This is a genomic window from Eionea flava (genome assembly GCF_055393785.1).
In genome coordinates, this window is sequence record NZ_AP036018.1 from 1,045,310 (window position 1) to 1,064,890 (window position 19,581).

Genomic DNA, 19,581 nt, shown 5'->3' on the forward strand with positions numbered 1-19,581 from the left:
TTTACTCCCTTCCTTGCATGTGCCTTTTTTATCACTTGTGCTTCAGGTCTTGTTGATGCACTAGCCCGTTCTATTGGATTTTAGCGTAGGTAAACGTTGAGTGTAAAAATAAAGTGTCATTTATTTGACCTTTGCCCCTTTCTCAACTATTACTAATATAGCTTTGCCGTCTTGCTGTCGTTTTATTTGAAGATCATGGTGGCGGCTAAGTAATTAGCGGTTAGAAGTACAGGCATTACCCATTACCCAACGAGAAGTTATTCGGATGTTAAAAAATAGTAAAGTGGTTGTTGTCGATGACAATGTTGAACGTCGTCAGAATTTACACGTTATTTTAGAGTTTCTAGGTGAGCATGTTGTTGTCGAAAGTGATATTGATTGGCAGCAAAAAGCGGCAAACTCTGAATCTGATGAAGAAGGGGAGTATGTTGCCGTTGTGTTAGGTGCTTGCCCTCAGCAGCAGTCTTTGGAATCTCGTATTCAGATGATTGCTAAATGGAGCCAGTCGGTTGCTATTATCATACTCAATGAAGAAGATGATGAAGTAATCGACCTTAAACGCCTCGATGGCCATATTCGGCAACAGGTGATTGCTACACTGACTAGTCCGCCGACTTATAATAAATTAATTGACACTCTATACCGTGCCCAATGCTTCCATGAGGCAGCATTAGCATCGCAAAAACAACCCTTGCGTCGTCCCCCTCATTTGTTTCGCAGTCTAGTCGGTAATAGCCGAGGCATTAAGTCCGTACGTGAAATGATGAGCCAAGTGGCAGATAAAGACGTGACCGTTTTGGTGACCGGTGAATCGGGAACTGGTAAAGAGGTGGTTGCACGCAACTTGCATTATCACTCAAGCCGAAAAGACCAACCGTTTGTGCCGGTTAACTGTGGGGCTATTCCGGCTGAATTACTTGAAAGCGAACTTTTTGGTCATGAAAAAGGCGCCTTTACAGGAGCAATTAGTACACGTGCTGGGCGTTTTGAAATGGCTGAGGGAGGCACACTATTTTTGGACGAAATTGGCGATATGCCCTTAAACATGCAAGTGAAAATCCTTCGGGTACTACAAGAAAAATGTTTTGAGCGCGTAGGCGGCAATAAATCACAAAATACCAATGTGCGTATTATTGCAGCGACGCACCGCAATTTAGAAGATATGATTGAAGCGGGTACTTTTCGTGAGGATTTATTTTACCGCCTCAATGTTTTCCCTATCGAAATGCCATCGCTTAATGAGCGTCGAGAAGATATTCCTGTTTTACTTAATGAGATTGTTGCACGCTTAGAAAATGAAAAGCGTGGATCAGTAAGGTTTAATTCAACGGCGATTATGTCTCTGTGCCAGCACCCATGGGCAGGTAATGTACGAGAACTGGCTAATTTGGTGGAGCGTATGGCCATCATGCACCCTTATGGTGTGATTGGCGCTAATGATTTACCGGCGAAATACCGCCATGTTGATGTTACCGATGAAACCTTTGATTTACCGGTGGCTGAAGAAGAGGACGATGCACTACCGGCGGTTGTTAATATGAATGCAACAGCATTATTGCCTGAAGCAGGTATTGATCTTAAAGAATATCTCACGAGCTTAGAGCAGGATCTGATACAACAAGCCTTAGATGATAGCGGTGGCGTAGTTGCTCGCGCGGCAGAACGGCTGACTATCCGCCGAACAACCTTAGTTGAAAAAATGCGTAAGTATGGCTTACAGCGAGCGTAGTGAGCTGCGTAAAAGCGTTGTGCTGGTTAGTTTGGTTAAAAGTTAGTTACAAGCAGTTCGTCGGTCTCGGTAACCCCGCTATTTTGCTGGCAATTTTAGCGGGGCTAGGTGGGAATAGCGTGAGTAAATAAATACTATTAGCTTTCTCTTTGCCGAGCTTTAAACCAATATATTTAACGAAAGGGCGCATAGCGGGAGAGGTATCAAAGGTTTGATAAAACTCTCTTAATACTTCAATGACTTGCCAGTGTTCATCGGTCAAGGTAATCCCTTCTTCTACAGCAATGCTTTCGGCGACGGCTCTAGACCAGTCCGCTAAATGTCGCAGATAACCTTCCTTATCCGTTTCTATGCGTTGCCCTGCCAATGTTTTTGTTTGGCTAGCGCTGTGTTCGTCCTTGCTCATTAGTCGTCTTTTCTCATCATATTATGGGTTATTGCCCTATTTTTTAATACCAGCTTTGGCTTAGCGGAAATTCGACGGTCAGCTTAACAAAGGTGGTGTAATCAATTAAGGTAATGTTCTCAAATAGAGCTTCTCGGCTGATACCTCTTGCCAAAATGTCTTCTTCAATAGCGTAGCAGCGTTTAATAGACGGTATTGCTACGTTATTGGTCGCTTTACTTAGCGCGCCGTAAACGCCGTTTTCTAGTAATACCAATGCATCTTGCTCGTTATTGATTCTGCTGACACATTGTTGCAGCGCATTGTTAGCAAAGGGAGATTGGTTGACGAGATGTAGGATAGAAACCATAAAATTAAAAACTGAGTAAGTGGTCTTGCTGCTGAAGTAGTTGTTGTAGCTCGTTGGGAGCAAGAATGGTGAAGTTGCCATCTATTGCGTTAGCATCGATACCTCTGGCATCAAGTGATGTGGCACAAACAAATAACCGTGAAATGTCGTACATTGGAAAAGCGGATAACATCTTTGCGATATTTTTTTGTTCTATCTGTTCACTGTGCTGATCTTTGGTTAGCGCTAATACGCCATCATCCATAAATACAACCGATAACACTTGTTCATACACCGATGTTGCTAAAATAGCATCAATGGCCTCTTTCGTTAAACTGCTGCCATAGGGCGCATGACGTAGCACAAAAAGCAGTTTTTTTTTGTTTAAGGTATTCGCGTTATCATCATTGTCGATACTTAGCATGTCTCTATTATTGCCTATCTGTTTATCTAGCACGTTATCCGCCAAAGGTGATAACACGGTCGGATTGTACGGTTGCGTCTACCAATTGTCCTAGACCCGATAAGTTAAATTCTGTACTTAGGTTGCTATGTGGTTGTTCATAACGTTCAGCTTCTTGTGTATCAAGAACCCCTCGTTTTAATCCAGCAGCGATGCATATAACGAGGTCAATATTGTGTGTTTTAGCGAGCAATTGCCATCGTTGGGTAAGGTTGGTTTCATCCTGTGGATAGCAATGGAGTTGAGAGCCCTGATAAGCGGCATCGTGATAAAAAAAGACGCGAAAGAGTGTGTGCCCTTCGGTAATTAACGACTCGGCAAAACGGTAAGCGCTGCGGCTAGATTGGGATGAGGGGGTGGAATAAATAGCTAGTGAAAAAATCATAAGTCTATTGTATACATCAAAGCCCCTATAATGGGGCTTTGATGTATATGAGCTTTGTCTTAATAAGAGCTTAGTCGTCGGACAAGAAACCAAGTAAGTTTAGTAAATGGCTAAAAAGTAAATAGATATTAAGATAAAGTTGGGTAGTTGCTATCAAGTAATTGGTTTCGCCGCCATTAACGATTCTGCTAGTGTCATAGAGGATAAATCCTGACATCAACAAGACCATAACAGCACTGATTGCAACTGAAATGATTGATATGTCATACCCTAGGAAACCAGCGATGACCATTCCAATCATTGCGACTATGGCTACCATTATACCAGTGAATAGAAAGCCGCCCATGAAGCTGAAGTCTTTACGCGTTGTTAGTACGTAGGCCGAAAGAGAGAAAAATACGAGTGCTGTGCCACCTAAAGCCTGCATAACAATTGAGCCACCATTGGCCATACTAAGATAATGGTTAAGCATGGGGCCTAAAGCACCACCGAGTAAGCCGGTGAAGGCAAATACGACGAAAATACCTGATGCTGAATTTGCTGTTTTAGGCAGTACAAACCAGACTAGTGCAAGAGCGCCTAGGCTCATTATAAGACCGGCTCCGTGACCCAGACCAAGAGCCATTGATATACCGGCAGTGACAGCACTAAATAGTAGCGTCATCGCAAGTAAGGCATAGGTGTTGCGAAGTACCTTGCTGGTTTCAATCGGTGTGCTAGAAGCAGCAGTTTGCGAATTATAAATGTCTTGCATAGTAACCTCTAAGAGTAATGGTTCGCGTTAAAAAGTGTAGCGTTGTGTGTGCTAAGTCGTATGTACTAATTAGCCTTTGAATAGTAATCCACACTTACAAACAATATGGGGCTAAATGTACGCATTTCAATATTCATCATACGAAAACAGACAGTAATATCAACCCCATATTCTGTGGGTGTAATGAGTTTACTAGTACTTAGCCCTTATCAATAATACAGACGGGTTGATGAGGTTTCGCGTAGCCCAAGCGTTTCACTTTTTTAGGTGAGTGATAGCTATCTAACCCTGATACGGCGACGGTATTTGTCATTGTCATATCCACCAATCCGTCATCTTTGATGCTGCCTTTGGGTAGGTCGACAAGAATAATTTCTCCGAGCACCATAACCGTGTTGTTCACGAGTGTGTGGTGCTCTTTATATGCTAAGCCGATGCGTACAAAGCTTTCGTTCACAAAGGGGGCGCTGAAGCCATCGTGCCACAGCTCATTTAATCCAGTTTCTGTAAATTCAGACTCGTCACGTTCGTATCGCGCCGAGGTTTGATGAGCTTCGTCGATAATGCCTGTATGTACATGGTTGAGCGTGTAATACCCAGTCTCAATAAGGTTTTCTAATGTGTGACGGTCAACCGAGTGTGGCCGACTAATAAAGCCCATAAGCGCCGGATCTGCACCGATATGAAAAGCGGAGCTAATAATGGATAGGTTAGTTTGCTGCTTAGCGTTGACCGTTCCTACCAAGTTAGCGCTCTTAAACCCCGATAAAGAGTTAATAAAATTGGCTCGATAGCGTTGTGGCATACTATGAATATCGTTTTTATCAAAGTGAGTCATAAAAGCATTTCTCAATAGGCGGTTAGAGCTGATCCAAAAGTAAATGGCATGTAAAGGGATGAGGAGTTTTTGTATCTAGCTATGCGTAAAAATAATCCTTTCGACCATCACATTTACTATTTAACCAGCTCTATACTACCATTATAAATATTTGGTTAATGTTGCTTATGGGTGCACGAGTAGTATCTGCAGGGTTAATTTAGCATGCTACCCAACACTTTTACGCATATGCGTTATTTGCCGATGTTAGTTATAACAGAATAGGTCAATTTTATGGATTTTTTATGGGTGTTTATTGCCTTTGTGTGTGGTTTTTTAGCCAAACAAATTAATCTCCCCCCGCTTATTGGTTACTTAGCTGCGGGTTTTGGTTTGCATGCCTATGGCGTGGTGCCCACCTCGGCGCTTGAAGCGCTTGGCGATATTGGGGTTATGCTGCTGTTATTCACTATTGGTCTTAAGTTGGATATTCGTTCTTTATTTAAAACCGAAGTATGGGCAGGCGCCAGTGGTCATATGATGGCGATTATGTCGTTAACGATCATTAATAGTCTATGTCTGTCTGCTCTGGGGTTAATGTATTTTATTGATCTGAACCTGACCAGCGCAGCATTAGTTGGCTTTGCCGTGAGTTTTAGTAGCACGGTGATTGCTATTAAGGTGCTAGAAGAAAAGGGGGAAATGCGTTCGCGACATGGTCAACTTGCCATTGGTATTTTGGTGATTCAAGATATTGCGGCGGTTATTTTCGTGACATTTGCCGCCGGTGTGTCTTTATCATGGTGGGCATTGATTTTATTGGGTTTACCCTTTTTACGTCCTGTGCTTTCCTCCGTGTTAAACCGCAGCGGACATGGAGAGTTATTACCTTTAGTCGGCATTTTTTTCGCGTTTGCAGGCGGTGAATTATTTGAGTTGGTAGGCTTGAAGGCCCACTTGGGTGCTTTAGTGATTGCTGTGCTATTGAGCAGCCATAGTAAGGCTTCCGAACTTTCTAAGTCATTACTGAACTTCAAAGATATTTTCTTAATTGGTTTTTTTCTATCGATTGGTTTTACCGCATTGCCTACGATAGATATGTTAGGTGTGGCCTTAATTATGGCGATTGCATTACCGTTTAAGGCAGCATTATTATTTTGGTGGTTGAGCTATTTAAAACTACGAGCAAGAACGGCTTTCTTAACATCACTGAGCTTGGCTAACTATAGTGAATTTGGCTTAATTGTTTGTGCGATTAGCGTATCACAAGGTTTGCTAGATAAAGAATGGCTAGTCATTATGGCATTGAGTGTGTCGCTGTCTTTTGTATTTTCGAGTGTTATTAATACTCATGGTCATAGTTTATTTCAGCGCTGGTCTATATGGCTTAAACGCTGTGAGGGCGTTGAGCGACTTCCCGAAGATAAAGCGGCCGAACTAGGCGATGCAGAAATATTAATTATTGGTATGGGGCGAGTAGGTTCTGGTGCCTATGACACGTTAATTGAGGAAAATACTCGAGCGGTCTGTGGCGTTGAGATGGATCGAGGACGTGTTAAATCGCATTCAGCAAAAGGTCGACAGGTAATCTTTGGGGATGCTGAAGATCCTGAGTTTTGGTCCTATACATCACTAGAGAATGTACGCCTAATTATGTTTGCTATGCCTAGTTATCTTGATATTTTGGAAGCGCAGAAACAGCTTAACCAGCTAGGCTTTCAAGGCCGAACCGCTGCAGTTGCTAAGCATAAAGATGAAGAAGTTTTGTTGCTGGAAGGGGGTGTCGATGAAGTGTTTAATTTTTACGCTGAAGTAGGTTACGGTTTTGCCAACCAAAGTACGCACCTTTTGTTAGAGAAAAATGCATAGCTCTGGCGCTTACTCTTATTTTGGCGCATTAATAATCTTTTTTGTTTGACTTGCCGGTATTTTTTATTGGTTTATAAATATCAATAGATTATTATTTACAATATATATTTATTATTTTGGTTTTTGTTTGTTGAGTGGAAAACAAATATATCCTCGAATTATTTTTAAGGGTTTAACCAATGCATGAAATTTGGTTCTACAGTGTTTATCCTCTTGTTGTTAGCGTGATTTGTTGCTTTCTTTATTGTAAGGCATGGAAAAGTGGTGCGGCTTCTGAGTACCTGCGTCTTTTTTCAAATTTAACGATTATCAACCTCTGTCAGGTTGCTATCTATTTATTTATTCCGTTTTACTTTGTTGTTGCAGAATATATTGCCGATTTCTATTTAATTGCAGCTTACTTCTTATTTGCGCATCTATTGCAACTCTCCTTATCTCTATCTGAGACTTATCGTGGTACTTGGCCGCGTTATATTTATATTGTTCCTGTTGTTTTAACGGTTATGCACTTACTTGGCTTGATGGTAGAAAGCTATCGAATTGCAGCTGATGGAACGATTTTACATAACGACGGTACACACAGTATTTACTTTGATGTATTTGGTATCGTGGCTTGTATTTCGACGATAGTAATATTTGGTATTAACGTAAAAACTGTGAAGGATGACTATGTTAACTCATCTCGCAATTTGATCGCATTGTTATCATTTGTCCCTTTTATTCTTGGTGCGGTGTACCTAATTGTTCGCAGCAATACAGATAACCCTGTTTCGGTGGTTTACGTAGTTCCTACGATGACATTATGGATTGCGCTTGTTTTTTACTATATTAGTAAAGGAAGTATTGTTGATCTGACACTAAGTCCGCAGGGGCATATCGAGCGCTTTAAGCTCATGCATCTGGGGGCTTGCCATATAGATACGCCAGAACAGCGCCAATATTATGAAGATCAACGGCGGTTACATTTTTATAAAGAAAAGCTCAGGAAGCATAATTTCCATTATCCAACGGTAGCCAAAGAGGCTGGCGTAGGAGACACTACAGTTAGAACCTTTATTAAGAAGCATGATTTAGCGTTCTATAAGTCTACACGCTTTCGTGTCCCTAATAATTAAGTGGCAACCACCCGTGGCCTCTACTAGGCTTTTTTTTAAGCTGCTCGTTGGGTGTAGGTTTTATCGAGCTTTGCATGCACTGATTGGCTCAGTCAGCAAATATATCCGTTGATTCATAGGACTGTGCCCGCTGTTGGGAATGACGGTGCAATCAGCACTAAAGCGCATCAGTACATCTTTAGCATCATCGTAAGGATAAATAATATCGTGTTCTCTCCATAGCGCTTTTACTGGGCACTTAACGCCTGAAAGTACCGATTCTGCTTTTACCTGATTGCACTCCCTGAATAAGCCCAACATATTACGTAAGTAATCATTAAACTCATCTGCTAAACGCTGCCTATACTGGTAGGGTATACGGTTTTGTCATAGCAAATAGTATCAATCAAACGATTAGCTAATTCTAAGGTTTTATGTGGGCTCAAGTAGCCTTTAATATCTAGATATATTTTGGAAAATACCGCGCTACCGGATATCAGTACTTGTTCTACCTTTTCAAGAAGGCGCTCGGCTAATGCAAGTGCTATATAGCCTCCTAAAGATTTGCCGATTACGGTGATTTTTCCCGATATTGCCATAACTTGATCAGATACTACATCTAATATTTGATCGATATCATTACTGATACCCATAAGCGGTAAGTCAATCAAATAATGATTGTCGATTATCATTTGTAATAAATTTTATATGTCACTCTCTGAGTGAATACTAAATAAAGAGGTCTACCAAATATGGCAGACCTCTTTATTTATTTACATTGCTTCCAACATAAAAAAATAATGTTATGAAATTCATTATAGATTGAAAATTTTTTCTGCAAAAAATGGTAGATGGCGCCAAATACAACGTTATTTTCGTATTATAGTAATTTTGGCGACACTTTCTTCTGCCAAATAATGAAAAAGCTGTTAAAAAAATGAAGTTGGCTTCAGAATGCTCTTTGAAGAGTTTTTAGTCACCGCGAATGCTATAAAATAAATTATTGCGGTCATTTGCAAGTTGTGGCTATTCATAACTTAGTGTCGATATACCAAGGAGTATTAAATGACTTTACGATTAGTATCTAATGAACGCCCAGCGCTGCATGAAGAATCAGCGATTAACTTTCTTTCAGACTTTAAGTCGTCGGTTATGTCGGGAGAAATTAGAAGTTTTGCGGTGGTCGGTATTGCTCAGGATGATAGCTTTTCGATAAAAAAGTCTATCCAACCGGAAGATCAAATAGACATGGTTGAAGTGTTGGAACACTTAAAGATATTGCTCAATATCGATATTAATCAATAATCAATTAGAGTTGATAAAGATTATGATGTGAGTGCCAAGCACGAAATATTGTGCTTGGTGTAATCAATTAACTGCGAATAAAATAAAGAGTAAGCTGCCACTATTTTATCCTTTTGGCTCGCCCACAATGGCTCCAAATACCCTTAGCGTGTTATCCCTCAGTAGCATGAGGGTGGAGTGGTTAAAAGGAAAAATTGTGCTTAGGAAAAGCTAGGTGGTTGTTAATCGATAGGGATAGATTGACGGTCAATGCTGCAGCAACCAATCTTGGTGTTATGCAGCGTTCCATCATTAGAGTCTTTTTAGGGGATATCAAAATAATAGGCATAAAAAAGCCCCGCAATAGCGAGGCTTTAAAAAAATGGTGGTGGGGCAGGGATTCGAACCCTGGGACCTGTTACAGTCAACGGTTTTCAAGACCGCCGCTTTCGACCACTCAGCCACCCCACCGGAAGAGATGCGAATTATACATAGGTTTTCCTTCGCATCAACTCTAAATTGCTATTTTAACGTATTTTTTCTTTACCAATCATTCACTTAACCATACTGGCTATTCTAAGCCGGTATGGTTGATGAGTAATTAGGTAAATATCTCCTCGCTAAATACCTTATGACTCTGCGGTATCTGCGATTACAGCTTCATTGGCAACTTGAGCTTGGGTAGAAACTCGAGGATCATTAGCTGCACGAGCCAGTTGTCGTGGCTGATGATCAAGTGCCGCTTTGGTTGACGTGTCCAGAGGTTGACCAGTAAAGCTATTGAGTGCTTGTGTCTCGATAGTAGTATTGGTGACAGGTTTAGCGTTAACCCGTGGATCGTTTGCCGCACGCACGTAAGGCTGTTTAATTGTTGCAGGTTCATTCTCGGAAGCGCTCGTTACTGGTTTGCTTTTCGATAAATGTGCTGTTGCCGGAGAGTCTTCTACTACCGGCTCTGCCTTATTGGTTTCTGCTGGTTTTGACTCCGGTTGTTCCTTAACGGGCGCAGAGGGTGCTGTAACTGAGGCTTTTTGTTCAGCAGCTTTTGTATCAACTACAGCTACCGGTGCCGTGTTGGTCGATTCGTTATCCGCTTTTTTGTCGAGCTCGTTGTTACTGTCGTTTGTTGTACTTTCTACGTTAGTGTCAACTTTACGTCCGCGTGAGCGCTGTCTGTTACGCGGTTTACGGTTGTTTGGTCGACGTTCTGGCTGACCTTCACCGTTACCGTTACCGTCTTCTTTGGGGCTGCGGCTTTCTTCGTTATTGCCTTGTTGACCTTGTTCTTCCCTTTTAGGGCGACGTTGACTGTTTCGGCGTCTGTTGTTGCGATTTCTCTCATTAACGCTAGAGCCTTTTTCATTGCCGTTCTTTTCGTTGTTGTTCTGCTCGCTAGTGTTCTTTTCACCTTGAGAATCAGTATTTTTTTTGTCGGCAGGGCGCTCGTTATTTCTGTTGCCACGATTGTCATTGCGGTTATTGCGTCGGTTATTGCGTCGACGATTTTGGTTGCGATTGTTATGTGGTTTTTTAACTTCGTCCTTGGGCTCTTCTTCAGTTTTGGGTCCAAGTAATGCTGAAATTTTAGCTAAAATAGTCGCTATGAGGCCTGCTTTTTTAGGTTGCTCTTCTTTAAGCTCAGTTGATTCAGGAGCTGGTTGGGTTGGTGCGACCTGTTGCACAGCAGGTTGAGGGAGCGGTGCTGGTGGCTGATTATCTTCTAAAGAATTGTCTTCTTGTGAACCAGTAATTTTGTAACTAGTTTCAAAACTTTCGCTATTATCATCGCGTAAACGCTGGACTTCGTAGTGTGGTGTCACTAATTCAGCATTTGGCACAATAACAATACGGGTTTTATTGTTGGCTTCTATGCCCGCAATAATTTTACGTTTTTCATTCAGCAGGTAGGTGGCGACCTTTACTGGAGTAATTGCACGAATTTCTGCGCTACGATCTTTTTGTGCTTCTTCTTCTACTAAGCGTAAGATTGAAAGTGCGATAGACTTCGTTGAGCGAATGCTGCCGTGGCCACTACAACGAGGACATACTTTTGATGTGGTTTCACCTAGTGATGGACGTAGGCGTTGGCGAGACATTTCTAATAAGCCAAAACGAGAAATGCGACCAACTTGAACGCGAGCGCGATCCATTGTTAATGCGTTTTGCATACGCTCTTCAACGGCACGTTGGTTGCGAGCAGGGTGCATGTCAATAAAGTCAATCACGATTAAACCGCCAATATCACGTAAACGTAATTGGCGGGCAATCTCATCAGCGGCTTCTAGGTTTGTTTGCAGTGCTGTTTCTTCAATGTCTCCGCCTTTGGTCGCGCGTGCAGAGTTGATGTCGATAGCAACAAGTGCCTCTGTCACATCGATAACAATAGAGCCGCCAGATGGTAGATGTACTTCACGCTCGTAAGCGGTCTCTATTTGGCTTTCTATCTGGTAACGATTAAATAGCGGTGTATCGTCTTCATAAAATTTCACCTTGCTTTTATAGTTAGGCATAACCTGTTGTACAAAAGCGGTAGCGAGGTTGTATGTTTCTAAGTTGTCGACAATGACTTCGCCGATGTCAGGGCGTAGGTAGTCGCGTATTGCTCGAATGATGACATTGCTTTCTTGAAAAATAAAATGTGGAGCATTAGTGCTGTCGGCTTCACTTTTGATGGATGTCCATAGTTGTAGTAGGTAATTTAAATCCCATTGGAGCTCTTCTGCGCTACGACCAATGCCCGCTGTACGAACGATAACGCTCATACCTTTCGGTACATCTATTTGTGATAATGTTTGGCGTAACTCGTTGCGCTCTTCGCCTTCGATACGACGAGAAATACCGCCCCCGCGTGGGTTGTTCGGCATAAGAACCATACAGCGCCCTGCAAGGCTGATAAACGTAGTAAGTGCAGCGCCTTTATTGCCTCGTTCTTCTTTATCAACTTGGACAATAACTTCAGTGCCTTCTTTTAAGACATCTTTTATCTTAAAGCGGCCTTCGATATCTTTTGGTTGCTTGGTAAAGTATTCGCGTGAAATTTCTTTAAGTGGGAGAAAGCCGTGGCGCTCGGCGCCATAGTCAACAAATGCGGCTTCTAGACTTGGTTCAATGCGGGTGATTTTGCCTTTGTAGATATTGGCTTTTTTCTGTTCGCGCGTGCGGTTTTCAATATCAAGGTCATAAAGCCACTGTCCGTCGACGAGTGCAACGCGTAGCTCTTCGGGTTGTGTTGCATTGATTAGCATTCTTTTCATAGTAGTTCTTCCTAGTAAGTGCACTAGTGACTATGAAAGACAGAATTGATTGGAATGTAGAATCTGAGAGAGTGGTTTATGAATATAGGGTTGTTGATCCCTGCTATTTATTTGTCACTCTTTTTAGTCGCCAACAGTCGTTACTTGTGTAAAATTTAGTAACGCTTATTGAGTAGCAATGAATAATCTGTTTTTGGGTAGCTTCGCTCCGCTAATGGTGAGTGCTACACTAAATTAGGCGTTAATACGCCAAACTATCTATTGTTTATTCGCCGTTTTCTGCCGCAGTATTTTTACAAAACCTTGGCTTCTATTACTGAACACCTTAGAACAGGCGCTATACGAATAATAATTCTTGCTTTAACTACTCTTTATATCTGTTGTTGAAACCGCTGTTTTCGTGATCGCGAGCTTATTTTATTTGCATCGCTGAAACATCAATCATTAAGTTTGTGATCGCACATCTGTAAACTTAATAGGAGTGTTTAGTCACTCAATACTTTGCGGTCTATCTATCCAATTAATATATTCTGTTCATATACTTTTACGATAAGCTTGCTTATTGCCCCGTGGGGTTTAGCGGTAAATCTATTATCGTAAAAGCCGTCAGTAGTGCTTTAATTACACACTGTGTTTTGTATCAGTCGTTGTTTAAGTGTGTGATTGGTCATTATTGGGTGCCAATCACCACGGTTGTAATGTTGCTGGTTTCTCTTCATTTGAGTGCGTGTTCTGTGTCACCAATTTGGCTTGTCATTGGTACTGACCATCTCACTCAACGCAGTACTTAGAATAAAATCTATTCAATTAAAGTACTGACAACACGGCAACAACGAATATGTTCTAATCTGCGATAAACGGAGATGTTGAACATCATTTATTGCCGCACTCAGCAATGGAGTATTTCGGTTGCTTCCTTGAGATAATATCTGTGTTAGTGAGTATTGCAGTAATCATTAACTGCGATACACGTCAAAAACAACGTACATTATCCGGAAATCGCTAATATTCCACTCACCGAGTGTAGCAGTAAAGCAGTCTTGCGACAATGTCAATATTGTTTATGTGTGGGTAATCATGGGGCTAGTGAATATCTATGGCAATGGATATTCACTTAGTGTTAACAGGCCTTGCTATTTTTTTAGCGGTGTGGGGTGTTAAATGATGGCCAGGGCGGTAAATGGCGGGGAATAATTATGATCAAGCTGGTATTATCCCGCCTATGAGCATACCTACCGATTCCCCAGACTTATTTAACGCCGTCCAACTGATTACCATTGATGCGGGCAATGCAACCCAAAGAATTGATAACTTCTTATTGAGTCGCTTAAAGGGAGTGCCTAAATCACGTATTTATCGTATTTTACGTAAAGGTGAAGTGCGTGTGAATAAAGGGCGCGTCAAGCCAGAGTACAAGTTGCGCGATGGGGATGTGGTACGTGTTCCGCCTATTCGTGTGAGCCAACGTGATGCGCTGGCTAAACCCAGCGAGCAGCTATCTCAGTTACTAGAATCTTCTATTCTTTTCGAAAATAATGATTTGATGGTGGTTAATAAACCTTCTGGCTTAGCTGTGCATGGTGGTAGCGGGATTAGTCTAGGGCTCATTGAAAGCTTTCGACAAATTCGACCAGAGCAACGTTTTTTAGAGCTTGTGCATCGTTTAGATCGGGACACCTCTGGCTGTATCATGATTGCAAAAAAGCGCAGTAGTTTGCGTTATATTCAGCAGGAGCTGCGTGAAGGTCGAATACAAAAAATTTACCGCGCCTTGGTTGATGGTCACTGGCCAAAACGGCGTAAATCTGTCAATTCGCCATTGGTGAAAAATCAATTGTCGAGCGGTGAACGTATTGTTCGTATTGCGCAGCCCGATACTGATGGTGCCAAAGCATCGTTAACCGAGTATCAAGTCGTCAAACGTTATCAGCTTCAAAGTCGTTCTTGCACTCTTGTTGAGGCTAAACCTATTACCGGTAGAACGCATCAAATTCGCGTACATTCACAATCGATCGGTTGTTCTATTATTGGTGATGATAAATATTGCGATAGTGAGATCAATAAGCAATATCGAAAATCGGGGCTCAAGCGCTTGTTCTTACACGCATATCAACTACATTTTTCATTGCCCGATGGTCAGGCTGTGCAGGTAGAGGCGCCTTTGGGTGATGATTTGTTAGCGATATTTCACCATTTAAAGCAGGATGAAATGTAACATGTTATTGATTTTCGATTGGGATGGCACGCTAAGTGATTCAACCTCTAAAATAGTGACCTGTTTACAAAAAGCCGCGGCGTCAGCAGGTTTTCCGGTATTAGAGGACGCTGTTATTTGTAATATTATTGGCTTGGGATTGCCTGAAGCGATGGCGCGACTTTATCCTGAGTTGGGTGATGATCAAAAAGAATCGATACGTTCTCATTATGTTGAGCACTTTTTGGCTGCCGATCAAATCCCGTCTCCGTTTTTTGAGGGTGTAGAAGAGGGGTTGGCGACATTAAGGTGTGCGGGTTTTGCAATGGCGGTGGCTACGGGTAAAAGTCGTCGAGGCTTAGATCGTGTGCTTGAGCGGTTAAGTATGCAGGCCTATTTTGATGCGAGTCGCTGTGCGGATGAGACAAAATCAAAGCCTGACCCGTTGATGCTTCAGGAACTGTTAAAGCAGATGAAGGTAAGTTGTGATCGGGCATTAATGGTTGGTGATACCGAATACGATATGGAAATGGCCAGAAATGCAAATGTGCATCGTGTTGCGGTAAGTTATGGTGCGCATCACATTGATCGTTTGCAGCCTTATCAGCCGATTAAGAGTGTTGACCACTTTTCTGATTTTGTTGATTGGGTGATGTCGACTTATCGTTAGTAGGGTAAAAAAATATGATAAGAGGTTTTTTTGTAAGATCTCGATAAAAGGTTTACCCGTGGTGCATTCTAAAATTTCGAAGAAATAACCTGCTTTTCTGTTCTCTGAATGCAATTTAGCTCAGAATGCACCACAGGTAGGTTTATGTAATTTAATGAGTGTTCTCAAGTTGCTCTTGAGACCATATAAATAGGGTAGAGGAAGGTTAAATGGGTTGGTTTAGTCGTGAAAACAAAGTAGATCCCAATAGCGAAAGTCGCGATTGGCAGTTGGTGGCTTCAATTGCTCAGGAGTCGCTACAAGAGCAAAAGAAAGCACGTCGTTGGGGTATATTTTTCAAGCTATTTTTCTGTATTTATGTGGTCGTTGTTCTTGTTGGTGTTATGCGCCAGAACTCTGCTGCTCAATATTCCGTATCCCAGGAGCATGTTGGCATTGTCTACCTTGATGGTGTTATTGCGGCTGATCAAGTCGCTAACGCGAATGATTTGGCGGCTGCATTAAGAGCGGCTTTTGAAAGCCCATCATCAAAAGCCGTGATATTGGCGATTAATAGCCCCGGTGGCAGCCCGGTGCAGTCGGGATATGTTTATGATGAAATTAATCGCTTGCGTGATATTCATACCGATAAAAAGCTGTATGCAGTGATCAGTGATTTAGGGGCGTCCGGTGGATATTATATTGCTGCTGCTGCCGATGAAATTTACGCTGATAAGTCGAGTCTTGTGGGTTCTATTGGTGTCACAGCATCCAGCTTTGGTTTTGTTGACTTAATGAGTAAGATGGGTGTGGAGCGCCGAAATTATACTAGCGGAGAGCACAAAAGTTTCTTAGATCCATTTTCCCCAAGGCGCGAAGATGAAACGGTGTTTTGGGAAAGTGTGCTTACGACGACTCATGAGCAATTTATTGACGCTGTTGAGGCAGGGCGAGGAGATCGTCTGATTGCTGACCCGCAAGATAATGGTATTTATTCCGGTTTGATTTGGAGTGGAGAGCAGGCCTTAGATTTGGGGTTGATTGATGGTTTGGGGAGTGCAGGCCACGTTGCACGAGAAATTATTAATAACGAACATGTCGTTGATTACACGCTTAGACCAACACCTTTTGAAGAGTTTTCCGAGAGTCTAGGAATTTCTATTGGTAAAGGCATTGGTGCAGTGATTAACGCCGTCACTCATCAATCGGTTCAACTCAGATACTAAGGTTCGTTAATGCTCACTGAATAGGCATTAAAAAAGCTCAATACCAATAAGGTATTGAGCTTAGTGGTAGCGCGTCCTTGCGCTACTTTGGAATAAAAACATCCTTATCCCTTCGCTTTCCTAGCAATTTTCACATCCTGTGCGCATCCTTGCTGTCACCTATATTAACAATTTGCGAAAACTGGGATGTAAGCATTGGCTGAATGATTTGTCAGTAAATGTCACTACATCGCTATGCTTGGCTTATGCATGTCATTGAAAATTGTGTGAGCGAGGTCTTAGCTCAATGGCTCAACCCCTTCGTTTCTAAGCATTTGGGTGAGTTGGATGAGCGGTAAGCCGATTAAGCTATTTGGGTCTTCACCTTCCATTTTGCTAAATAAGGAAATACCTAGGCCTTCAGATTTAAAGCTACCGGCACACTGGTAGGGCTGCTCCTTCTTTAAATACGCCTCGATTTGCTCTTGTGTGAGCGACAAAAACTCAACGGCATAGGGTGCAATGATGATTTGGGCGTTTTGAGTTTGGCTGTTAAATAAACAGAGGCTTGTCAGAAAATGAACAGAGTTACCGCTAGATAGTGTGAGCTGTTCGACCGCTTTGGTGTGTGTGTGTGGTTTAGTCATTATCTGGCCGTTTAAGACCGCGACCTGATCCGAGGCAATAATCAGTGACTTACTATTTTTACGGGCAACGGCATGGGCTTTTTCAAGCGCTAGACGCTCGACGAGTGCTTCTGGTGATTCGCCCGCTTTCGCGGTTTCATCAATGTCGGGTGAATGGCAAGTGAAAGGCAAACCGAGCTTGTTGAGTAGCTCACGCCGAAAAGGGGAGCTAGATGCGAGAATAATTGGCAACATAATAAAGCGCTTTTAAGGTCATGAAAGGGGCAGATTTTAGCGCCTCCCACTATATATTGATATAAAACACGAAAAAAACCGTTTTTTCACTATTTTTATGCGATTGTTTTTGACACCGTCGGTGCAAATCCCTATCATTGCGCGCCTGTATTTGGATACCCCCTATGAATTCATTACCTCGTCATATTGATCCACGCAAGTTTGCGCAACAAGGTATTGAAATAGAAGGTACTGTGGCCCTGCCAGAGTTAGAGCGGGTTGTTGATTTGTTGTACTCTGATATAGGAAGTGTTGAAGCAACACTCCGATTTGGTATTGGAGAACAGCGCATTTTATTTGTGGCTGGCACGATCCAAGCCAACGTAGAAAATGTTTGTCAACGCTGCTTAGAGGGCGTATCTGTCAATGTGGCATGTGAACTTAACCTGGCTATCCAGTGGGAAGATTCTGATATCACACGACTGCCCAGCCGTTTTGATCCTTGGATTGTAGGTGAGGGGCATACAGATATTTACCAAATTATAGAAGATGAGATTTTGTTAAGCCTGCCTATCGTCTCTTATCACGATGAGGAGTGTGTGCCGACTACCTTATTTTCCAGTGGCGAAGAAGAAGCGAGTAAGATTATCGCTGAAGCGCCCAATACCAACCCATTTAATGTGTTGGCTGATTTAAAAGAATCCTTGCAGAGTGAGCCTTCTAAAAAAGGTAGCGATAGCGAGTAAAGCGGTGGCGATTATGCTGGCGCGAAATGTATAGATAAATAGTAGGAGTCCATCATGGCTGTACAAAAAAGTAAAAAGACACGCTCACGACGTGGAATGCGCCGTTCACACGATGCGTTAAGCACAGAATTGACGCTAACTGTTGATCCCACCTCAGGTGAGAAGCATCTTCGTCACCATGTAAGCCCAGATGGCTTTTATCGTGGCAAAAAAGTGATCGAAACAGCTTCAGACGCTGCTGAATAAGACTAAAGACATACTTTGCAGGCGTTAATGTATTTAACGTCTGTAATTTCTTTCGACTTCTTCTGACTTTCTTCTTTGTTAAAAGAATGAAACGTATCTTTGAAAAACTAATTTTTGCACTTTCTAACAGGCTCGTCATTGATGATTGCCTGTTTTTTAGTGTGCGCGATATTTCCTCGTGAGTGCTCAATTATTGACGAATACGCTACGTATCGCCATTGATATCAGTGGTGGTGATAACGGGAGTCAATCAATTTTTCCTGCGGTTGTGCAGGCCGCTCAGTACTACCCTCATGTTGAGTTTTATTTGTATGGTGATGAATCTATTGAGATGGATATTCAGCCGTTACTCTCTGCTAATTCTCATCCCAACGTGATCTTTAATCGCTCGGGTACCCCTGTAGCAATGAGCGATTCGCCTGCGAGTGCGCTAAGACATAAGCGTGATTCTTCAATGGCTTTAGCCTTGAGGGCGGTTGCAGATAAGCGTGCTGACGGCTGTATTAGCGCGGGTAATACCGGTGCTTTAGTGGCGATGGGTATCCATTTTTTATCTTGTTACGAAGGCTTAAAGCGTCCGGCGCTATGCAAAGCTATTCCGGTAGTGGATAAAAGCGATCGTCATCAGCAAGCGCTTAACCACAGCTATCTCCTTGATTTAGGCGCTAATGTTAATTGTTCGTCTGCTCAGTTAGCTCAATTTGCGTCGTTAGGTTCGACGCTATGTTCGATCATTGATAAACGACCAGCCCCATCCGTGCGCCTACTTAATATTGGACGTGAATCTATTAAAGGTTCCTCCGTGGTTCAACGAGCAGCAGCTATTCTCGAAGAGCAGTCTGGTTTAAATTATTGTGGTTTTATTGAAGCAGATGAGATTTTTCAGGGGGTTGCAGATGTGATCGTCTGCGATGGGTTCTCTGGAAATGTTGCACTGAAAGCCAGTGAAGGTATGGCTCGACTGGTTACACATAATGTAAAGCAATCTGCCCAATCGGGTGTGGTGAGTCGTCTGTTGTCATGGTTTGCTTCTCCGTTAATTCAGCGGTGGAAAGAAAACATGAACCCTGATCGATATAATGGCGCTTATCTGCTGGGCTTAAAAGGTACTGTCGTGAAAAGTCATGGAGCAGCTGATCAGCAACAATTTTTTTACGCACTGACAATGCTCATTGAGCAGATTACTCAGAATAAAAATTTAGATTCATCACAGCCAGTGAATGATATGGAAGCCTATTTTCAAAGAACTTGCGGACATATGTAATCAATCGATATTAAATATTATATTCATTTAGATA

Annotated in this window: 20 protein-coding genes and 1 tRNA gene; 10 read left to right on the plus strand and 11 right to left on the minus strand. The window is 42.3% G+C overall.

Translation table 11 applies throughout. From position 1 onward, the window contains the following. The first annotated feature begins 265 nt into the window (after nucleotides 1-265). Complete coding sequence (locus tag ACZ5O6_RS04830) at nucleotides 266-1,729, plus strand: sigma-54 dependent transcriptional regulator (RefSeq protein WP_447090695.1); 1,464 nt, start codon at nucleotides 266-268, stop codon at nucleotides 1,727-1,729. A gap of 46 nt (nucleotides 1,730-1,775) precedes the next feature. On the opposite strand, the gene ACZ5O6_RS04835 is transcribed toward ACZ5O6_RS04830, so the two are convergent. The 6 genes from ACZ5O6_RS04835 to ACZ5O6_RS04860 form a co-directional block, all read right to left on the minus strand. Next, complete coding sequence (locus ACZ5O6_RS04835; RefSeq protein ID WP_447090696.1) at nucleotides 1,776-2,135, minus strand: TusE/DsrC/DsvC family sulfur relay protein; 360 nt, start codon at nucleotides 2,133-2,135, stop codon at nucleotides 1,776-1,778. 43 nt (nucleotides 2,136-2,178) lie between these two features. Continuing rightward, on the minus strand, nucleotides 2,179-2,484 hold the full coding sequence (gene tusB, locus ACZ5O6_RS04840) for a sulfurtransferase complex subunit TusB (RefSeq protein WP_447090697.1): 306 nt from the start codon (nucleotides 2,482-2,484) through the stop codon (nucleotides 2,179-2,181). A gap of 4 nt (nucleotides 2,485-2,488) precedes the next feature. Beyond that, entirely contained in the window at nucleotides 2,489-2,920 is a 432-nt protein-coding gene (gene tusC / locus ACZ5O6_RS04845; RefSeq protein ID WP_464283547.1) for a sulfurtransferase complex subunit TusC, read from the minus strand. 1 nt (nucleotide 2,921) lies between these two features. Then, nucleotides 2,922-3,311 (minus strand): sulfurtransferase complex subunit TusD, encoded by a 390-nt coding sequence (gene tusD / locus ACZ5O6_RS04850; protein WP_447090699.1) that lies wholly within the window; start codon nucleotides 3,309-3,311, stop codon nucleotides 2,922-2,924. Nucleotides 3,312-3,381: 70 nt separating this feature from the next. Further along, on the minus strand, nucleotides 3,382-4,065 hold the full coding sequence (locus ACZ5O6_RS04855; RefSeq protein ID WP_447090700.1) for a Bax inhibitor-1/YccA family protein: 684 nt from the start codon (nucleotides 4,063-4,065) through the stop codon (nucleotides 3,382-3,384). A gap of 199 nt (nucleotides 4,066-4,264) precedes the next feature. After that, nucleotides 4,265-4,903 carry a flavin reductase family protein gene (locus ACZ5O6_RS04860; protein ID WP_447090701.1) on the minus strand — a complete coding sequence of 213 codons (639 nt, stop codon included), beginning with the start codon at nucleotides 4,901-4,903 and terminating at the stop codon, nucleotides 4,265-4,267. A 273-nt stretch (nucleotides 4,904-5,176) separates the two neighbouring features. Here ACZ5O6_RS04860 and ACZ5O6_RS04865 point away from each other — a divergent pair, with 273 nt between their 5' ends. Continuing rightward, complete coding sequence (locus ACZ5O6_RS04865) at nucleotides 5,177-6,751, plus strand: cation:proton antiporter domain-containing protein (RefSeq protein WP_447090702.1); 1,575 nt, start codon at nucleotides 5,177-5,179, stop codon at nucleotides 6,749-6,751. Between the two features lie 179 nt (nucleotides 6,752-6,930). Continuing rightward, nucleotides 6,931-7,866, plus strand: coding sequence for a hypothetical protein (locus tag ACZ5O6_RS04870; RefSeq protein WP_447090703.1), 936 nt, complete (start codon nucleotides 6,931-6,933; stop codon nucleotides 7,864-7,866). A 60-nt stretch (nucleotides 7,867-7,926) separates the two neighbouring features. Here the strand turns inward: ACZ5O6_RS04870 and ACZ5O6_RS04875 are convergent, their stop codons facing one another. Both ACZ5O6_RS04875 and ACZ5O6_RS04880 read right to left on the minus strand, forming a co-directional pair. Beyond that, complete coding sequence (locus tag ACZ5O6_RS04875; RefSeq protein WP_447090704.1) at nucleotides 7,927-8,166, minus strand: alpha/beta fold hydrolase; 240 nt, start codon at nucleotides 8,164-8,166, stop codon at nucleotides 7,927-7,929. A 29-nt stretch (nucleotides 8,167-8,195) separates the two neighbouring features. After that, on the minus strand, nucleotides 8,196-8,537 hold the full coding sequence (locus ACZ5O6_RS04880; protein ID WP_447090705.1) for a YqiA/YcfP family alpha/beta fold hydrolase: 342 nt from the start codon (nucleotides 8,535-8,537) through the stop codon (nucleotides 8,196-8,198). 373 nt (nucleotides 8,538-8,910) lie between these two features. Between ACZ5O6_RS04880 and ACZ5O6_RS04885 the strand changes: the two genes are divergently transcribed. Then, nucleotides 8,911-9,150 carry a hypothetical protein gene (locus tag ACZ5O6_RS04885; protein WP_447090706.1) on the plus strand — a complete coding sequence of 80 codons (240 nt, stop codon included), beginning with the start codon at nucleotides 8,911-8,913 and terminating at the stop codon, nucleotides 9,148-9,150. Between the two features lie 362 nt (nucleotides 9,151-9,512). Here the strand turns inward: ACZ5O6_RS04885 and ACZ5O6_RS04890 are convergent. Both ACZ5O6_RS04890 and rne read right to left on the minus strand, forming a co-directional pair. Next, nucleotides 9,513-9,600 (minus strand) — tRNA-Ser (locus ACZ5O6_RS04890). A gap of 158 nt (nucleotides 9,601-9,758) precedes the next feature. Beyond that, nucleotides 9,759-12,383: a ribonuclease E gene (gene rne, locus ACZ5O6_RS04895; protein WP_447090707.1), complete on the minus strand. Its 2,625-nt coding sequence runs from the start codon at nucleotides 12,381-12,383 to the stop codon at nucleotides 9,759-9,761. Nucleotides 12,384-13,605: 1,222 nt separating this feature from the next. On the opposite strand from rne, the gene rluC reads away from it, so the two are divergent. The 3 genes from rluC to ACZ5O6_RS04910 all read left to right on the plus strand — a co-directional run bounded on the left by rluC (nucleotide 13,606) and on the right by ACZ5O6_RS04910 (nucleotide 16,452). Beyond that, nucleotides 13,606-14,598 carry a 23S rRNA pseudouridine(955/2504/2580) synthase RluC gene (gene rluC, locus ACZ5O6_RS04900; protein ID WP_447090962.1) on the plus strand — a complete coding sequence of 331 codons (993 nt, stop codon included), beginning with the start codon at nucleotides 13,606-13,608 and terminating at the stop codon, nucleotides 14,596-14,598. 1 nt (nucleotide 14,599) lies between these two features. Beyond that, nucleotides 14,600-15,247 (plus strand): HAD family hydrolase, encoded by a 648-nt coding sequence (locus ACZ5O6_RS04905; RefSeq protein ID WP_447090708.1) that lies wholly within the window; start codon nucleotides 14,600-14,602, stop codon nucleotides 15,245-15,247. 209 nt (nucleotides 15,248-15,456) lie between these two features. Continuing rightward, on the plus strand, nucleotides 15,457-16,452 hold the full coding sequence (locus ACZ5O6_RS04910) for a S49 family peptidase (protein WP_447090709.1): 996 nt from the start codon (nucleotides 15,457-15,459) through the stop codon (nucleotides 16,450-16,452). A 278-nt stretch (nucleotides 16,453-16,730) separates the two neighbouring features. Here the strand turns inward: ACZ5O6_RS04910 and ACZ5O6_RS04915 are convergent, their stop codons facing one another. Next, nucleotides 16,731-17,312 (minus strand): Maf family protein, encoded by a 582-nt coding sequence (locus tag ACZ5O6_RS04915; protein ID WP_447090710.1) that lies wholly within the window; start codon nucleotides 17,310-17,312, stop codon nucleotides 16,731-16,733. A gap of 164 nt (nucleotides 17,313-17,476) precedes the next feature. Between ACZ5O6_RS04915 and ACZ5O6_RS04920 the strand changes: the two genes are divergently transcribed. From ACZ5O6_RS04920 to plsX, 3 genes are all read left to right on the plus strand, one after another. Next, nucleotides 17,477-18,037, plus strand: a complete 561-nt coding sequence (locus tag ACZ5O6_RS04920; protein ID WP_447090711.1) for a YceD family protein — start codon at nucleotides 17,477-17,479, stop codon at nucleotides 18,035-18,037. A 54-nt stretch (nucleotides 18,038-18,091) separates the two neighbouring features. After that, nucleotides 18,092-18,283 carry a 50S ribosomal protein L32 gene (rpmF, locus tag ACZ5O6_RS04925; protein WP_447090712.1) on the plus strand — a complete coding sequence of 64 codons (192 nt, stop codon included), beginning with the start codon at nucleotides 18,092-18,094 and terminating at the stop codon, nucleotides 18,281-18,283. Nucleotides 18,284-18,461: 178 nt separating this feature from the next. After that, a complete protein-coding gene (plsX, locus tag ACZ5O6_RS04930) occupies nucleotides 18,462-19,547 on the plus strand; it encodes a phosphate acyltransferase PlsX (RefSeq protein ID WP_447090713.1) in 1,086 nt (361 codons plus the stop codon). The last annotated feature ends 34 nt before the right edge of the window (nucleotides 19,548-19,581 follow it).

Excerpts from the sequence above, each read along its gene's own strand:
- ACZ5O6_RS04830 (WP_447090695.1), top strand. The coding sequence starts at position 266 with ATGTTAAAAAATAGTAAAGTGGTTGTTGTCGATGACAATGTTGAACGT.
- ACZ5O6_RS04835 (WP_447090696.1), bottom strand. The coding sequence starts at position 2,135 with ATGAGCAAGGACGAACACAGCGCTAGCCAAACAAAAACATTGGCAGGG.
- tusB (WP_447090697.1), bottom strand. The coding sequence starts at position 2,484 with ATGGTTTCTATCCTACATCTCGTCAACCAATCTCCCTTTGCTAACAAT.
- tusD (WP_447090699.1), bottom strand. The coding sequence starts at position 3,311 with ATGATTTTTTCACTAGCTATTTATTCCACCCCCTCATCCCAATCTAGC.
- ACZ5O6_RS04855 (WP_447090700.1), bottom strand. The coding sequence starts at position 4,065 with ATGCAAGACATTTATAATTCGCAAACTGCTGCTTCTAGCACACCGATT.
- ACZ5O6_RS04860 (WP_447090701.1), bottom strand. The coding sequence starts at position 4,903 with ATGACTCACTTTGATAAAAACGATATTCATAGTATGCCACAACGCTAT.
- ACZ5O6_RS04865 (WP_447090702.1), top strand. The coding sequence starts at position 5,177 with ATGGATTTTTTATGGGTGTTTATTGCCTTTGTGTGTGGTTTTTTAGCC.
- ACZ5O6_RS04870 (WP_447090703.1), top strand. The coding sequence starts at position 6,931 with ATGCATGAAATTTGGTTCTACAGTGTTTATCCTCTTGTTGTTAGCGTG.
- ACZ5O6_RS04875 (WP_447090704.1), bottom strand. The coding sequence starts at position 8,166 with ATGTTGGGCTTATTCAGGGAGTGCAATCAGGTAAAAGCAGAATCGGTA.
- ACZ5O6_RS04880 (WP_447090705.1), bottom strand. The coding sequence starts at position 8,537 with ATGATAATCGACAATCATTATTTGATTGACTTACCGCTTATGGGTATC.
- ACZ5O6_RS04885 (WP_447090706.1), top strand. The coding sequence starts at position 8,911 with ATGACTTTACGATTAGTATCTAATGAACGCCCAGCGCTGCATGAAGAA.
- rne (WP_447090707.1), bottom strand. The coding sequence starts at position 12,383 with ATGAAAAGAATGCTAATCAATGCAACACAACCCGAAGAGCTACGCGTT.
- rluC (WP_447090962.1), top strand. The coding sequence starts at position 13,606 with ATGAGCATACCTACCGATTCCCCAGACTTATTTAACGCCGTCCAACTG.
- ACZ5O6_RS04905 (WP_447090708.1), top strand. The coding sequence starts at position 14,600 with ATGTTATTGATTTTCGATTGGGATGGCACGCTAAGTGATTCAACCTCT.
- ACZ5O6_RS04910 (WP_447090709.1), top strand. The coding sequence starts at position 15,457 with ATGGGTTGGTTTAGTCGTGAAAACAAAGTAGATCCCAATAGCGAAAGT.
- ACZ5O6_RS04915 (WP_447090710.1), bottom strand. The coding sequence starts at position 17,312 with ATGTTGCCAATTATTCTCGCATCTAGCTCCCCTTTTCGGCGTGAGCTA.
- ACZ5O6_RS04920 (WP_447090711.1), top strand. The coding sequence starts at position 17,477 with ATGAATTCATTACCTCGTCATATTGATCCACGCAAGTTTGCGCAACAA.
- rpmF (WP_447090712.1), top strand. The coding sequence starts at position 18,092 with ATGGCTGTACAAAAAAGTAAAAAGACACGCTCACGACGTGGAATGCGC.